At 66.6% G+C, this 15,333-nt stretch carries 15 protein-coding genes; 3 read left to right on the top strand and 12 right to left on the bottom strand.

Annotated elements, in window-relative coordinates; translation table 11 throughout:
- Positions 1 to 115: 115 nt before the first annotated feature.
- Entirely contained in the window at positions 116 to 1,510 is a 1,395-nt protein-coding gene (gene argH / locus AB2N08_RS06120) for an argininosuccinate lyase (protein WP_367609741.1), read from the top strand.
- An 82-nt stretch (positions 1,511 to 1,592) separates the two neighbouring features.
- Complete coding sequence (locus AB2N08_RS06115; protein ID WP_367609740.1) at positions 1,593 to 2,264, top strand: HAD-IA family hydrolase; 672 nt, start codon at positions 1,593 to 1,595, stop codon at positions 2,262 to 2,264.
- Positions 2,265 to 2,458: 194 nt separating this feature from the next.
- Here AB2N08_RS06115 and paaZ read toward each other — a convergent pair whose 3' ends face one another.
- The 12 genes from paaZ to paaA all read right to left on the bottom strand — a co-directional run bounded on the left by paaZ (position 2,459) and on the right by paaA (position 14,300).
- Positions 2,459 to 4,510 carry a phenylacetic acid degradation bifunctional protein PaaZ gene (paaZ, locus tag AB2N08_RS06110; protein ID WP_367609739.1) on the bottom strand — a complete coding sequence of 684 codons (2,052 nt, stop codon included), beginning with the start codon at positions 4,508 to 4,510 and terminating at the stop codon, positions 2,459 to 2,461.
- A gap of 18 nt (positions 4,511 to 4,528) precedes the next feature.
- Positions 4,529 to 5,128 (bottom strand): phenylacetic acid degradation protein PaaY, encoded by a 600-nt coding sequence (locus tag AB2N08_RS06105; RefSeq protein ID WP_367609738.1) that lies wholly within the window; start codon positions 5,126 to 5,128, stop codon positions 4,529 to 4,531.
- Between the two features lie 4 nt (positions 5,129 to 5,132).
- Entirely contained in the window at positions 5,133 to 6,335 is a 1,203-nt protein-coding gene (gene pcaF / locus AB2N08_RS06100) for a 3-oxoadipyl-CoA thiolase (protein WP_367609737.1), read from the bottom strand.
- A 14-nt stretch (positions 6,336 to 6,349) separates the two neighbouring features.
- Positions 6,350 to 7,663, bottom strand: a complete 1,314-nt coding sequence (paaK, locus tag AB2N08_RS06095) for a phenylacetate--CoA ligase PaaK (protein WP_367609736.1) — start codon at positions 7,661 to 7,663, stop codon at positions 6,350 to 6,352.
- Between the two features lie 19 nt (positions 7,664 to 7,682).
- The gene (gene paaI / locus AB2N08_RS06090; RefSeq protein ID WP_367609735.1) at positions 7,683 to 8,111 is read right to left on the bottom strand and encodes a hydroxyphenylacetyl-CoA thioesterase PaaI; all 429 of its coding nucleotides are present in this window, start codon (positions 8,109 to 8,111) and stop codon (positions 7,683 to 7,685) included.
- On the bottom strand, positions 8,104 to 9,630 hold the full coding sequence (gene paaH, locus AB2N08_RS06085) for a 3-hydroxyacyl-CoA dehydrogenase PaaH (RefSeq protein ID WP_367609734.1): 1,527 nt from the start codon (positions 9,628 to 9,630) through the stop codon (positions 8,104 to 8,106). Before paaH ends, paaI begins: the two co-directional genes overlap by 8 nt.
- A 2-nt stretch (positions 9,631 to 9,632) precedes the next feature.
- Positions 9,633 to 10,430, bottom strand: coding sequence for a 2-(1,2-epoxy-1,2-dihydrophenyl)acetyl-CoA isomerase PaaG (paaG, locus tag AB2N08_RS06080; protein ID WP_367609733.1), 798 nt, complete (start codon positions 10,428 to 10,430; stop codon positions 9,633 to 9,635).
- 152 nt (positions 10,431 to 10,582) lie between these two features.
- On the bottom strand, positions 10,583 to 11,659 hold the full coding sequence (gene paaE / locus AB2N08_RS06075) for a 1,2-phenylacetyl-CoA epoxidase subunit PaaE (protein ID WP_367609732.1): 1,077 nt from the start codon (positions 11,657 to 11,659) through the stop codon (positions 10,583 to 10,585).
- Positions 11,660 to 11,664: 5 nt separating this feature from the next.
- Positions 11,665 to 12,180, bottom strand: coding sequence for a 1,2-phenylacetyl-CoA epoxidase subunit PaaD (gene paaD / locus AB2N08_RS06070; protein ID WP_367609731.1), 516 nt, complete (start codon positions 12,178 to 12,180; stop codon positions 11,665 to 11,667).
- Complete coding sequence (gene paaC, locus AB2N08_RS06065; RefSeq protein ID WP_367609730.1) at positions 12,177 to 12,929, bottom strand: 1,2-phenylacetyl-CoA epoxidase subunit PaaC; 753 nt, start codon at positions 12,927 to 12,929, stop codon at positions 12,177 to 12,179. The genes paaD and paaC overlap by 4 nt, the downstream gene beginning before the upstream one ends.
- Positions 12,930 to 12,949: 20 nt before the next feature.
- Positions 12,950 to 13,234 carry a 1,2-phenylacetyl-CoA epoxidase subunit PaaB gene (paaB, locus tag AB2N08_RS06060; RefSeq protein WP_258835708.1) on the bottom strand — a complete coding sequence of 95 codons (285 nt, stop codon included), beginning with the start codon at positions 13,232 to 13,234 and terminating at the stop codon, positions 12,950 to 12,952.
- A 79-nt stretch (positions 13,235 to 13,313) separates the two neighbouring features.
- A complete protein-coding gene (paaA, locus tag AB2N08_RS06055) occupies positions 13,314 to 14,300 on the bottom strand; it encodes a 1,2-phenylacetyl-CoA epoxidase subunit PaaA (RefSeq protein ID WP_367609729.1) in 987 nt (328 codons plus the stop codon).
- 90 nt (positions 14,301 to 14,390) lie between these two features.
- On the opposite strand from paaA, the gene paaX reads away from it, so the two are divergent.
- The gene (gene paaX, locus AB2N08_RS06050; RefSeq protein ID WP_367609728.1) at positions 14,391 to 15,311 is read left to right on the top strand and encodes a phenylacetic acid degradation operon negative regulatory protein PaaX; all 921 of its coding nucleotides are present in this window, start codon (positions 14,391 to 14,393) and stop codon (positions 15,309 to 15,311) included.
- Positions 15,312 to 15,333 lie beyond the last annotated feature (22 nt).

Genomic DNA, 15,333 nt, shown 5'->3' with positions numbered 1-15,333 from the left:
TTGGCGTGCAGCGCCGGATTTCGCGCGCCTGGCGCAGGCGAACCCGATCAGCCACGCCGCATGGCGCACCGGCAGCGCAGTTTATAATCAATGAATCCCCAACCGGAATTCCATCATGACCGAACAATTCTCCAAAAAAGCCGAAGCCTGGTCTGCCCGTTTCTCAGAACCTGTGTCGGATCTAGTCAAGCGCTACACCGCGTCGGTCTTCTTCGACAAACGCCTGGCCCCGCACGACATCGAAGGCTCGCTCGCGCACGCCGAGATGCTGGCCGCGCAAGGCATTATCAGCGAGCACGACCGCGCTGAAATCGAACGTGGCATGACGCAGATCCGGGCCGAGATCGATGCCGGCACCTTCGAGTGGCTGCTCGACCTCGAAGACGTGCACCTGAACATCGAAAAACGCCTGACCGAACTGGTGGGCGATGCCGGCAAGCGCCTGCACACGGGCCGCTCGCGCAACGACCAGGTGGCGACCGATATTCGCCTGTACGTGCGCGCCGCCATCGACGATATCGTTGCGCTGCTGACGGCCCTGCGCGGCGCCCTGACGGACCTCGCCGAGCGCCATGCCGACACGATCATGCCAGGCTTTACGCACCTGCAAGTGGCCCAGCCCATCACCTTTGGCCACCACATGCTGGCCTACGTCGAAATGTTCGGCCGCGATGCCGAGCGCATGCTCGACGCACGCCGCCGCGTGAACCGCCTGCCGCTGGGCGCCGCCGCACTGGCCGGCACCACCTTCGCGATCGACCGCCTGCGCGTGGCAAAAACGCTCGGCTTCGACGATGTGTGCCACAACTCCCTCGATGCAGTGTCTGACCGCGACTTCGCCATCGAGTTCACGGCCGCCGCATCGATCTTGATGATGCACATCTCGCGCATGTCGGAAGAACTGGTCATGTGGATCAGCCCGCGCATTGGCTTCATCGACATCGCCGACCGCTTCTGCACCGGCTCGTCGATCATGCCGCAAAAGAAAAACCCGGACGTGCCGGAACTCGCGCGCGGCAAGACCGGCCGCGTCTACGGTCACCTGATTGGTCTCTTGACCCTGATGAAGGGCCAGCCGCTGGCCTACAACAAGGACAACCAGGAAGACAAGGAACCGCTGTTCGACACGATCGACACCGTGATGGACACGCTGCGCATCTTCACCGACATGGCCTCGGGCATCACGGTCAAGGCCCAGAACATGCGCTCGGCGGCGCTGCAGGGCTATGCCACCGCGACCGACCTGGCCGATTATCTCGTCAAGCGCGGCCTGCCGTTCCGCGACGCGCACGAAGCAGTGGCGCATGCGGTGCGCGCCTGCGACGTGGCCGGCTGCGACCTGTCCGAGATGTCGCTCGAGACGCTGCAGACGTTCTCGCCGCTGATCGAGCAGGACGTGTTCGCGGTGCTCACGCTCGAAGGTTCGGTGGCCGCGCGCGACCACGTGGGCGGCACCGCGCCGAACCAGGTGCGCATCGCCATCGAGCGCGTACGCAAGCAGCTTAGTTAAGCGTAGGGTTGGCGCGGCCGGCGAGGCGGCTAGGCCGCCAACCCTGCCACGTCGCCTGCACCAACCCATTAAAGAATATCCAATGACGCCAACCACCCTCCCCGCCCGCGACTACGCCGCCTTCCTGTTCGACATGGACGGCACCATCCTGACCTCGATCATCGCCGCCGAGCGGGTCTGGGCCGCCTGGGCGCGCAGCCACGGGCTCGACGTTGACGTGTTCCTGCCAACCATCCACGGCAAACGCAGCGTCGACACGGTGCGCGGCCTGGGCCTGCCCGACATCGATCCGATCGAGGAATCGCGCCGCATCACGCTGGCCGAAATCGATGACGTCGACGGCATCGAGGCAATCGCCGGCGTGGCCGCGTTTTTGGCCACGCTGCCGCCGGAGCGTTGGGCGATCGTGACGTCGGCCCCGCGCGCACTGGCCCAGGCGCGCATCGCCGCAGCCGGCCTGCCGTTGCCGCCGGTGCTGGTCGCCGCCGAAGACGTCCAGAACGGCAAGCCGGCGCCCGATCCGTTCCTGCTCGGCGCCGAAAAGCTGGGCATGCGCCCGGAAGAATGCCTGGTGTTCGAAGACACGCTGGCCGGCCTGCAATCGGCGGCCGCCGCCGGCATGGACAGCGTGATCGTCACCGCCACCCACAAGCATCCGGTGGAAACCGACGTGGCGGGCGTGGCGGATTATGACGATTTGCGCGCGATCCGCACGCCGGAAGGGTTCCTGCGCCTGCAGCGCACGCGCTCGTAACGCCGCATAGACTTCAGCTATTCGTTCGCCAAGGAATGTCGTTCCCGCGAAGGCGGGAACCCAAGTCCATAGCGAGTCGACATTAATTTTGCGGCAAGGATGCTGAACTTGGGTCCCCGCCTGCGCGGGGAGTCGTAGCCGCCAGTGGCGGGTACGACGGTTTTGCAGCTAACGCAAGTGAGCTGCATCAGGTCCTAAGCGCGCTTCTGCACCAGCGTCAGGATGTCATAGCTGGCCACCAGCTCGTCGCGCTGGTTGGTTACCTGCACGTCCCACGCCACCACGCCCTGTCCCCGCCCCTGCTCGTCCGTGCGGTTGCGGTCGACCTTGCGCTTGCAGGTCAGGCGCGCGCGGATCGTGTCGCCGATCGCCACCGGCGCCACGAAGCGCAGATTGTCCAGGCCATAGTTGGCCAGCACCGGTCCGGGCGCCGGTGAGACAAACAGGCCGGCCGCCGCCGACAGCACGAAGTAGCCGTGCGCGATGCGCTGCCCGAACTGCGTCTCCTTGGCCGCGATGGCGTCGAAGTGCATGTAGAAGTAGTCGCCCGAGACGCCGCCGAAGTTGACGATGTCGGCCTCGCTCACCGTGCGCCGGTGCGTCAAGAGGGAATGACCGATCTCGAGGTCCTCGAAGTGCCGGCGGAACGGATGCAGCTCGCTGTCTGTCACCGCGCCGCCGCGCACGTATTCGCCCGTCACGGCGCCAAGCATCGTGGGCGAGCCTTGCACCGCCGCGCGCTGCAGAAAATGCTTCACGGCGCGGATGCCGCCCAGCTCTTCGCCGCCACCGGCGCGTCCCGGGCCGCCGTGCTTGAGCTGCGGCAGCGGCGACCCGTGACCGGTGCTGTCCACGGCCGCCTCGCGGTCGAGGATCAGCACGCGGCCGTGCGACGCCGCCACGATCGGCACCGCATACGCGGCCAGCGCCGGGTCCTTCGTGGCAAACGTGGTCACCAGGCTGCCCTTGCCGCGCGCGGCCAGTTCTAACGCTTCGTCGATGTCGCGGTAAGTCATCAGGGTGCTGACCGGGCCGAAGGCTTCCACGTCGTGCACGGCGTCGTTGACCATCGCGTTGCGGCATAACAGCAGCGTGGGCGCAAAGTAGGCGCCGCCCACGACGTTCTCGCCCACGGGCGCGAACCCGTCCCGCGCGCTGAACAAGACCTCATTGCCGCGCGCGAGCAGCTCGACCCGCGCACTCACGTCGCGGTGCTGGTCCATCGACGCCAGCGCGCCCATGCGCACGCCCTCCACCTTCGGGTCGCCCACCGTGACCTTGGCCAGCCGCTCGCGCAGCCGCTCGCCGACCGCATCGACCAACGCTTCGGGCACGATCACGCGCCGGATCGCCGTGCACTTCTGGCCCGCCTTGCCTGTCATCTCGCGCGCGACTTCCTTGATGAACAGGTCGAATTCGGGATCGTCCACCGTGACGTCGGGCGCCAGCACCGCGCAGTTGAGCGAGTCGGCTTCGGCGGTGAACGGCACTGACGAGCGGATCAGGTTCTGGTTCGCGCGCAGCATCGCGGCCGTGTCGGCCGACCCGGTGAATGTGACGGCGTCAAACCCACCGAGGCGGTCGAGCAGATCGCCCGTGCCGCCGATGACGAGCTGCAGCGCGCCAGCCGGCAGCAGGTTCGACTCCACCATCATCTTCACCACCGCGTGGGTCAGGTAGCTGGTGGCGGTGGCCGGCTTGGCGATGCAGGGCATCGCGGCCAGGAACGTCGGCGCAAATTTTTCGAGCAAGCCCCAGATCGGGAAGTTGAACGCGTTGATGTGCACCGCCACACCGCCACGCGGCACCAGGATGTGGGTGCCGGCGAAGCCGCCCCGCTTGCCCAGTGCGATGGCCGGGCCTTCGTGCAGCACGTTCGAGGACGGCAGCTCACGCGACCCCATGCTGGCATAAGCGAACAGCGTGCCGATGCCACCTTCGACGTCGACCCAGCTGTCCTTGCGCGTGGCGCCGGTCAGGTGCGAGATGTCGTACAGTTCTTCCTTGCGCTCCATCAGGTACAGCGCAAGCGCCCTGAGCGTCGCTGCGCGCTGCTGGAACGTCTGGCGCATCAGCGCCTTCACGCCCGTCTTGCGTGCAAAGGTGAGCGCTTCGTCGAAGTCGATCTTTTCGGCGTGCGTGTGATAGATCAGGGCGCCATCAAGGGCGCCATGCAGCGGCGCATGCGATTCTTCGCCATGCCAGCGGCCGGCGATCAGGCTTTGTAATGTGGGGATGTGGCCCATCGTTTGTCTCCGGTAGATTCAGGACTTCGGCGTATGCAGCTCGCCCAGGTCGAATGCGATGCGCGCGCGATCGGGCGCGACGGCGGTGTCGGCATCGACTTCGCGCATCGTCTGCAGCGAACGCACGGCCAGTTCGTGGTACTGGCGCGTGCCGAAACTCTTCCACGCGATGTCGTCATCGCTCAAGGCGCGCACCACCTTGGCCGGCGCACCCATCACCATCGAGCGTGGCGGGATGATCATCCCGGCCTTGACGAAACTCATCGCCGCCACAATGGATTCAGCGCCGACGACAGCCTTGTCCATCACCACCGCGTTCATGCCCACCATCGCATTGCGTTCGACGCGGCAGCCGTGCAGCACGGCGCCATGGCCGATATGGCCATCGATTTCGACCACCGTGTCTTCCAGCGGAAAGCCGTGCATCACGCACGAATCCTGCAGGTTGGCGCCCTCTTCGAGGATCAGGCGCCCGAAGTCGCCGCGCAGGCTCGCGCACGGGCCGATATAGCAGCGCGGGCCGACAATCACGTCGCCGATCAGCACGGCCGACGGATGCACGTAGGCGCTCGGATGTACCACGGGCCGCACGCCGTCGATTTCGTAGACTTTGACCATATGTTTATACCCGCTCGACGATCAGGGCGATGCCCTGGCCCACGCCGATGCACATCGTGCACAGCGCGTAGCGCCCGCCAGTGCGGTGCAGCTGGTTCACGGCAGTCAGCACCAGGCGCGCGCCGGATGCGCCCAGTGGGTGGCCCAGCGCGATCGCGCCGCCGTTCGGGTTCACGTGCGCGGCGTCGTCCGGCACGCCAAGGTCGCGCAGCACGGCCAGGCCCTGCGCGGCAAACGCTTCGTTCAGTTCGATCACATCCATCTGCGCGAGCGTGAGGCCCGTTTGCGCCAGCAGTTTTTTCACGGCCGGCGCCGGGCCGAAGCCCATGATGCGCGGGGCCAGGCCAATCGTCGCCATGCCGATGACGCGCGCGCGCGGCGTCAAGCCGTGGCGGGCGGCAGCGTCGCTCGACGCCAGCAGCAGCGCGCAGGCGCCGTCGTTCAGGCTCGATGCATTGCCGGCGGTGACCGAGCCGTCCGGACTCACCACGCCTTTCAGCCTGGCCAGCGCATCGATGGACGAATCGATGCGCGGCTGTTCGTCGGTGTCGACCATGCGCGCTTCTTTCTTGCCTTGCACCGTCACCGGCACGATCTCGTCCCCGAACACGCCGGCGGCATGCGCGCGCGCCCAGCGCTGCTGGCTGCGCAGCGCGAACGCGTCCTGGTCGGCGCGGCTGATGTTGAATTCGCGCGCCACGTTCTCCGCCGTCTCGGGCATCGAGTCGATCCCGTAGCGTGCCTTGAGCAAAGGATTGACGAAGCGCCAGCCGAGCGTGGTGTCTTCGATCTTCGCCGCGCGCGCGAACGCGCTGTCGGCCTTGCCCATCACGAACGGGGCGCGCGTCATGCTCTCGACGCCGCCGGCAATCACCAGCTGCGCTTCGCCGGCCTTGATCGCGCGCGCGGCCGTGCCGACGGCGTCCATGCCGGAGCCGCACAGGCGGTTGATCGTGTTGGCCGCCACGCCCTGCGGCAGGCCGGCCAGCAGCGCAGCCATGCGGCCGACATTGCGGTTATCTTCGCCGGCCTGGTTCGCGCAGCCGTAGAACAGGTCGTCGACCTGGGCCCAGTCCACGCCCGGATTGCGGGCCATCAGCGCGGCGATGGGCAGCGCAGCCAGGTCGTCGGCGCGGATGCTGGACAACGCGCCGCCGTAGCGCCCGAAGGGCGTACGGATCGCGTCGCAGATAAAGGCGTCAGGCATGCTCGTTTCCTTGTTCATGGTTTCGGACGGCGGTCGACCACACGCCGGGCCTTGCCGGTCAGCGTGCGCTCGATGCCTTGCGGCGGCATCAGGTTCACGCGCGTGGTCACGCCGACGTAGGTCTTGATGCAGTGCTGCAGATCGCGCGCCATTACATCGACCGCTTCTGGCGTCAATGTTGTGTCGCGCAGTTCGCACAGCACGTCGAGCGTGTCGAGGTGGCCGTCGCGCGCCACGACCAGCTGGTATTGCGGCGCCAGCGCCGGCATCCTGAGCACCAGTTCTTCGATCTGGCTCGGGAACACGTTCACGCCGCGAATGATCAGCATGTCGTCCGAGCGCCCGGTGATGCGGTCCATGCGGCGCATCGCGCGCGACGTTGGCGGCAGCAGGCGCGTGAGGTCGCGCGTGCGGTAGCGGATGATCGGCAGCGCCTCCTTGGTCAGCGACGTGAATACCAGTTCGCCTTCTGCGCCATCGGGCAGCACCTCGCCCGTATCGGGGTCGATGATCTCGGGGTAGAAATGGTCTTCCCAGATCACAGGGCCGTCCTTGCTCTCGATGCATTCGCTGGCCACGCCCGGGCCCATCACTTCGGACAGGCCGTAGATGTCCACCGCATCGATACCGGCGCGCGCCTCGATCTCGCGCCGCATCGCATCGGTCCACGGCTCGGCGCCGAAGATACCCACTTGCAGCGACGACGCCGCCGGGTCGAGTCCCTGGCGCGTGAATTCCTCGATGATGTTGAGCATGTACGACGGCGTGACCATGATGATCGACGGCTTGAAGTCGCAGATCAGCTGCACCTGCTTTTCGGTCTGCCCGCCCGACATCGGCACCACGGTGCAGCCAAGGCGCTCGGCGCCATAGTGGGCGCCGAGGCCGCCGGTGAACAGACCGTAGCCGTACGAGATGTGCACCAGGTCGCCCCGGCGGCCGCCGGCGGCGCGGATCGAGCGCGCCACCACCGTCGCCCAGGTGTCGATATCGTTCTGCGTGTAGCCGACCACGGTGGGCTTGCCGGTGGTGCCGGACGATGCATGCACGCGCACGACCTGCTCGCGCGGCACGGCGAACAGGCCGAACGGGTAGTTGTCGCGCAAGGCCTTCTTTTCGGTGAACGGAAATTTCGCCAGGTCGGCCAGGGTTCTCAGGTCGGCCGGATGTACGCCCGCGGCATCGAACGCGGCGCGGTAGTGCGGCACGTTCTCGTACGCGTGCTGCAACGTCCATTGCAGGCGTTGCAGTTGCAGCGCCTGCAGCTCGTCGCGGCTGGCGCGCTCGATCGGTTCGAGTTCGTCTGGCGCGGGAATACGTTGGACCATCTTCAACTCCTTGATTGTGTCAGGCCGCCACGGTGCCGCTCACACGGTGTGATTTGCCGCGAAACAGCGCGATCATGCGCCCGTCTTCGGCCTTCACCGTAACGTCATAGATGCCAGTCTTGCCCTGCAATGCCTGCTCGACGGCTTCGGCCACCAGCACGTCGCCCACGCGGCCCGGCGCGAGATAGTCGATGGTGCAGCCGGCGCCCACGGTGCTCAGATTGTGCGAATTGCAGGCGAAGGCAAACGCGCTGTCGGCCAGCATGAAGATGTAGCCGCCGTGGCAGGTCGCGTGCCCGTTGAGCATGTCGGCGCGCACGGTCATCGTCATGCGCGCGTAACCGGGGCGGATCTCGGCCAGCGCCATGCCCAGCGCCTGGCTGGCCGGGTCGCGCTCGAACATCGTGCGGCCAGCCAGTTCGGCCAGTGCCTGGGGATCGCTAATCATGAAAGCGCGCTCCTTGCGGATCGGCGGCCAGCTTGCGGCGCAGCAGCGGCGAGACGCGGTAGCGGTCTTCGCCATATGTGGCGGCCAGATTCGTCAGCACCGTCACGACCTGCCCCATACCGGTCGCGTCGAGCCAGCCCAGCGGGCCGCGCGGATAGTTCACGCCCTTCTGCATCGCGATGTCCACGGCGCGCGCGCTGCACACGCCCTGGTGGACGGCGTCGGCTGCTTCGTTGGCCAGCATCGCCACCGTACGCATCACGGCCAGGCCGGGCACGTCGTCCAGGCGCGTGACGATGAAGCCGGCGGCCTGGAACAGGCCCACTGCGGCGCGCCATGCATCGTCGCTGCATCGATCTGCACGCGCGAGCGCGATGCGCGGCGCGCTGGCGGCATCGAACAGCAGGTCGAACACGATCGTGTCGCGGTGGTTGTCCGCCTGCGCGCGTTCGGTGGCGCTGCGGCCATCGGTCAGATAAATCGCCACGCCGCCGCAGTACAGGCCCGGCGCGGCCTCGATCGCGGTCATGGCGATGCCGGCGGCTTGCATGCGCGCGACCAGGGCATCCACACTGCCCGGTGCGCCCGCGTACTTCACCGCCGCCGGCTGGTCGCAGGGGGCTTCGGCTTGCGCGACCGGCTTGGCCGCATCGTCGCCATACCGGTAAAAGCCGCGCCCCGTCTTGCGGCCTAAAAATCCCGCGTTGACCAGTTCTTGCTGCAGCACCGAGGGCGTGAAACGCGGGTCGCCGAAGTACGCGGCGAACACTGATGTGGTGACCGAAAAATTGACGTCGTGGCCGATCAGGTCCATCAGCTCGAAGGGACCCATGCGAAAGCCGCCGCAGTCGCGCATCACTGCGTCGAGCGTGGCCACGTCGGCGCTTTGTTCGAGCAGCAGGCGCAAGGCTTCGCCATAGAACGGCCGGGCGACGCGGTTGACGATGAAGCCGGGCGTCGATTTCGCATGCACGGGGCTCTTGCCCCATTTTTCTGCGGTGGCATACACGACGTCTGCGATTGTTTGATCGGTCGCCAGGCCGCTCACGACTTCGACCAGCGCCATCAGCGGCGCCGGATTGAAGAAGTGCATGCCGACCAGGCGTTCGGGATGCGCCAGCTCCGCGCCGATGGCGGTGACCGAGATCGATGACGTGTTGGTCGCGAGGACGCAGTCGCTGGCGACGACGTCTTCGAGTTCGGCGAACAGCGCCCGCTTCACCTCGAGGTTCTCGACGATGGCCTCGATGACGAGGGCCGCGCCGGCGGCGCCGTGCAAGGTGTCGATGCAGCGCAGGCGCTCGCGCGCGAGGTCGGATTCGACAGCGCCCATGCGGCCTTTCGCGACCAGGCGCGCCCAGGTGGCGCCCACCTGGGCGATCGCCTCGTCGGCGGCGCCCGGCCGGGTATCGAACAGCAGCACCTGGTGGCCGGCAGTGGCCGCGACCTGGGCGATCCCGGCGCCCATCGCGCCGCTGCCGATGACGGCGATGATCGACTCTGGTGGCAAGGGGTGCATGCTCACGCTCCCTTGAAAAGCGGCGTGCGCTTGGCCAGGAAGGCGGCGACACCTTCGCGGTAGTCATGGCTGTTACCGAGTTCGCGCATCATGTCGGCCTCGAGCTGCAACTGCGCTTCGAGCGTGTTGGCATAGCTGGCCTGAAAGGCGCGCTTGGTGAACGCCAGGCCCTTGGTCGGGGCCGTGGCGAAGTGCTTGGCCATGGCCAGCGCTTCGTCCATCAGCGCTTCGTCGGGCACGCAGCGCCAGATCAGGCCCCAGGCTTCGGCTTTCTCGGCGCTGAGTTTTTCGCCGAGCATCGCCAGGCCCATCGCGCGCGCGGGGCCGATCAGGCGTGGCAGGTGCCAAGTACCGCCGGTGTCGGGGATCAGGCCCAGTTTGCTGAAGGCTTCGATGAAGGTGGCCGATTGCGCGGCCAGCACGATGTCGCAGGCCAGCGCCAGATTGGCGCCGGCGCCGGCGGCCACGCCGTTGACGGCGCAGATGACGGGCATTGGAAGATTCTTCAACGTCAGCACGAGCGGGGCATAGAACTGCTCGACCGAGGCGCCCAGGTCGACGCTGGGGGCGCCGGGGTCGACGGCGCGGTCAGCGAGATCCTGGCCGGCGCAAAAGCCGCGGCCGGCGCCGGTCAGCACCAGCACGCGCACGGTCTGGTCAGCCTGCACGCGGGCGAGCGCGTCGCGCACGTCCAGGTGCATGGCCTGCGTGAAGCTGTTGAGGCGATCGGGGCGGTTCAGGGTCAGGAGCGCGACGCCGCTGTCGATCCTGAACTGGATGGTGTCGTAGTCGTCGTTCATCGTTGTCTCCGATTTTATTGTTGTCATTTGCACGTCGTTCCCGCGGAGGCGGGAACCCAAGTTCGCTGGTCTGCCACGAAAGTCAACTTAGGTTCCCGCCTCCGCGGGAACGACGTGTGGGGGGGGGGCGGGCCAGAATCTGTTCGCCGCTACTACTCCGCGATATCGAAGTCCACCACCACCCTGTCCGTCACCGGAAAACTCTGGCAACTGAGCACGAACCCGCGCGCGACCTCGTAGTCTTCCAGCGCATAGTTCACGTCCATCTCCACTTCGCCATCGAGCACCTTGCAGCGGCAGGTCGAGCACACGCCGCCCTTGCATGCGTAGCGCATGTCGATGCCGGCGCGCAGGCCGGCTTCGAGCAGCGACTCGGTGTCCTTGTCCATCGTGAAGCTGGCCGCGCTGCCGTCCATGATCACGGTCACTTCCGTCGTGTGCCGCGCGGCGACTGCGGTTGCGCGTGGCGTGCGCTCGCGCGTTGGCACAGCGGCCGCGAACAGCTCGATGCGAATCTGCTCTTTCGCCAGCCCGGCCGCCTGCAGCGAACGCGAGACGCCATGCATCATGTCTTCGGGCCCGCAGATGAAGGCGACGTCGATGGCCTTGATGTCGATCCACTGGCGCAGGAACTGCGTGCACTTGTCTTCGGTGATGCGGCCGTTGAACAGTTCGATGTCCTGCTGCTCGCGGCTCATCACATACACCAGTCGCAGGCGGTCCATGTACTGGTCTTTCAGATCCGTCAGCTCGTCGCGAAACAGCACGCTCGACGAGGCCCGGTTGCCGTACACAATGGTGAAGCGGCTGCCCGGTTCGCTCAAGAGGGTGGTCTTGACGATCGACAGGATCGGCGTGATCCCGCTGCCGGCGGCAAACGCCAGGTAGTGGCGATGGCTGGCCGCGTCGAGCGGCACGTTGAAGTTGCCGCTCGGGGGCATCACGCCCAGCTGCGCCCCGGGCTGCAGGTGCTCGTTGGCCCAGGTTGAAAACTGCCCGCCCGGCGTACGCTTGATCGCCACCCGCAGCACGTCATCCTGCACCGCCGAGCAAATCGAATACGAGCGGCGCACATCGTCGCCATCGATCGTGGCGCGCAGCGTCAGGTGCTGGCCCTGGCGGTAGGCGAAGGTGGCTTTCAGTGCCGGCGGCACGGCGAACGTCACGCACACCGCGTCGCGCGTTTCGTGCTTCACCTGGCTGACGGTGAGTGGATGGAATTGGCTCATGCTGGCTAGTGGCACTTGAAGTAATCGAACGGCTCGCGGCAATCGCCGCATTTGTAGAGCGCCTTGCACGGGGTCGAGCCGAATTCGCTGGTCAGCTGGGTGTGGGCCGAACCGCAGTGAGGGCAGCGCACGTCTGGCGCGGCTCGGCGGCGGATGCCGGCGTGCAGGCCGCTGATGTCGATCGCCTGTTGCACGGGCGGGGCGATGCCGTAGCCGGTCAGTGCGGCCTTGCCGGCGGCGCTCATCCAGTCGGTGGTCCAGGCGGGCGCCAGGCGCGTGACGATGCGCACGTGCTCGACGCCGTGTGCGCGCAGCGCGTCGGCCACGCTGTCGGCGATCACCGTCATCGCAGGGCAGCCGGAGTACGTGGGCGTGATCGTGACCATGCACGCGGCGCCTTCCAGCGCCACGGCGCGCACGATGCCCAGGTCGACAATGGAAATGACGGGGATCTCCGGATCGGCGACCTCGCCCAGCCAGGCCCAGACCTGATCGACCGTGATGTCGTGCACAATCGTCACCACATTGCACCCGGATAGGCGCGCTGCAGGAACTGCATCTCGGCCAGGATGAAGCCGAGGCGCTCGCTGTGGCGGCCCACCTTGCCGCCGCGCTGCATCCAGGCCTCCGGCGACGGCATGACCAGCGTCGCTTCCGTGAACACCTCGGCCAGGTGGGCAAGGTATTGTTCGCGCAGCAGCCCGGCGGCCGGCGCGACGCCCTCTGCCACCATCGCGTCGTCGACCGCGTCGTAGATGAACATTTCGCCGCTGTACATCCACAGGTCGTCCAGCGCGGTCTGCATCAGCGCGTGGCTGGTGTCGGTGCCGTCGCCCAGGCGCACTACCAGGTCGCCGCTGCGGCGCAGGTGGTACGTGACTTCCTTGAGCGACTTGGCCGCGATCTCGGCGATGCGCGCATCGCTTGATCGCGTAAGGCCATCCATCAGGAAGTAGTGCCAGGTATCGAACAAAAACTGGCGCATCACGACGTCGGCGTAACTGCCATTGGGCTGCTCGAGCAAGTGGCAGTTGCGGTACTCGCCGCTGTCGCGCAGGAACGCCAGGCGGTCTTCGTCGCGCCCCCGGCCTTCGAGTTCGCCGGCATACGACAACCACATGCGGGTCTGGCCGAGCAGGTCGAGCGCCACGTTCGACAGCGCCATGTCTTCTTCGAGCGCCGGGCCCTTGCCGCACAACTGGCAAAGTTGCTGCGACAGGATCAGGGCGTTGTCGCCCTGGCGCAGCAGGTAGTCGATCTTTGCGTCCATCTGATTGCTCCTCCCTGAACCTACAGGTTCTTGACTTCTTCGGGCATCGGGAAGAAGGTCGGGTGGCGATAGACCTTGCTGTTGGCCGGCTCGAACAACGACGCCTTGTCATGCGGGCTGCTGGCGACGATGTCGGCAGCGCGCACGACCCAGATCGAGACGCCTTCGTTGCGGCGCGTGTAGACGTCGCGCGCATTGTTGACGGCCATCCCGGCGTCAGGGGCGTGCAGGCTGCCGACGTGCTTGTGGGCGAGGCCGTGCTGGCTGCGGATGAAGACTTCCCACAGGGGCCATTCTTTGCTCATTGTCGTGTCTCCGTATTTTCGGTATGTCGGCGTGTGTTGGACGCGTCGGCAGCGGAGCTGCCAACCCTACGTGCAACGATCAGGCGGCTTTTTTTGCCGCTTGCTTGTCGGCGTGCGCCACCAGGGCGTCGCGGAACCACGCGCCATCGTCCCAGGCCTTTACGCGCGTGCGCAGGCGCTCGCGGTTGCACGGGCCGTTGCCTTTCAAGACATCGTAGAACTCGGCCCAGTCGATCGCGCCGAAGTCATACGAACCGCGTTCGGCATTCCATTTGAGGTCGGGGTCGGGCACCGTCAGCCCAAGGTACTCGGCCTGCGGCACGGTCTGGTCGACCATGCGCTGGCGCAGTTCGTCGTTCGAGAACAGCTTGATGCGCCAGGCGCTCGATTGCGCGCTGTTGACCGACTCGGCATCGGACGGGCCGAACATCATCAGCGACGGCCACCACCAGCGATTCAGGGCATCCTGCGCCATCGCCTTCTGTTCCGGCGTGCCCCTGGCCAGCGCCATCATGATGTCGTAGCCCTGGCGCGCATGGAACGATTCTTCCTTGCAGACGCGGACCATGGCGCGCGCATACGGGCCGTACGAACAGCGGCACAGCGGGATCTGGTTGATGATCGCCGAGCCGTCGACCAGCCAGCCGATCGCACCCATGTCGGCCCAGCTCAGGGTGGGGTAATTGAAGATGCTCGAATATTTGGCCTTGCCCGAGTGCAGCGCGGCCAGGAGCTCGTCGCGCGACACGCCGAGGGTCTCGGCGGCGCTGTACAGGTACAGGCCGTGGCCGGCCTCGTCCTGGATCTTGGCCAGCAGGACCGACTTGCGCTGCAGGGTCGGTGCGCGCGTGACCCAGTTACCCTCTGGCAGCTGGCCGACGATCTCGGAATGGGCGTGCTGCGAGATCTGCCGGATGAGCGTCTTGCGGTATGCTTCCGGCATCCAGTCCTTCGGTTCGATCTTGATCCCGGCGTCGATGCGCGCCTGGAATGCCCCCTCTTCGGCGCTCATGTCCTGTTCTGTGCGGACTTTGTTGAGGCCTGTCTCCACCATTTGTGCGTACATGGATCTCTCCCGTTGCAAAACCTGTGCGAATCATAATACGATACAAAAAATCGGAAGTACACAATAATTTTGAATCATATCGAGCCCACTATGACGAGCACCGCGTGGATTGCCCACCACCTGGCCACCGATCCGCCCCGCCACAAGTCGCTGGTGATGACGCTGTGCGGCGACGCCATCGCACCGCACGGCGGCGCCTTCTGGCTCGGCAGCATGATCGAGCTGCTCGCGCCCCTGGGCGTGAATGACCGGCTGGTGCGCACCAGCGTGTTTCGGCTGGTGCAGGAAGGCTGGCTGACGGCCAGCCGCGAAGGCCGGCGCAGCCGCTATGCGCTCGAGCCGGGCGCGCTGCCGCGTTTCGAGCGCGCCAACCGGCGCATCTACGCGGCGCCCGGCCAGGCGTGGGATGGGCGCTGGACGTTCGTGCTGGCCACGAACGGCAGCATCGACAGCGACCTGCGGGCGCTGGTGCGCAAGGAACTCGAATGGGAAGGTTTTGCGATGCTCGCCACCGGCGTGATGGCGCATCCGGCGCCCGATCGCGACCTGCTGCGCGACATCCTGCTGCGCACAGGCGCCGAGGGCCGCGTGTTCGTGTGCCAGGCCGATGAATTGCCGGAGGCCGGCTCGCGGCCATTACCCGAACTGGTGAAAGACTGCTGGAACCTCGACGCGGTGGTGCTCGGGTACCGCGGCTTCATCGAGACATTCGCGCCGCTGCCGGCCCTGCTGGCGGAAGGTGACGCGAGTGCGCAAGACGCGTTCGCGATCCGCACCCTGATGATCCACGCCTATCGCCGCGTGCAGTTGCACGACCCGATGCTGCCGCTGTCGCTGCTGCCCGATCCGTGGCCGGGCGCCAATGCGTATGCGCTGGCGCGCGCGATCTATCAGCTCAGTCACGAGCGCGCCGAAGAACACGTGCTGGCCATGCTGCGCGTCGAGGATGCGGCCACGCCCGAGGCGGACGACGCCTACCGCGGCCGCTTCGGCGGGCTGAGGGCGCGGTAGCACGGTGAAAGCGGGTATCATT

The organism is Massilia aurea, assembly GCF_040790145.1.
Lineage (GTDB): Bacteria > Pseudomonadota > Gammaproteobacteria > Burkholderiales > Burkholderiaceae_D > Telluria > Telluria aurea_C.
The sequence above is the reverse complement of the archived record's forward strand: the minus strand, read 5'-3'. Positions and strand labels throughout refer to the sequence as shown.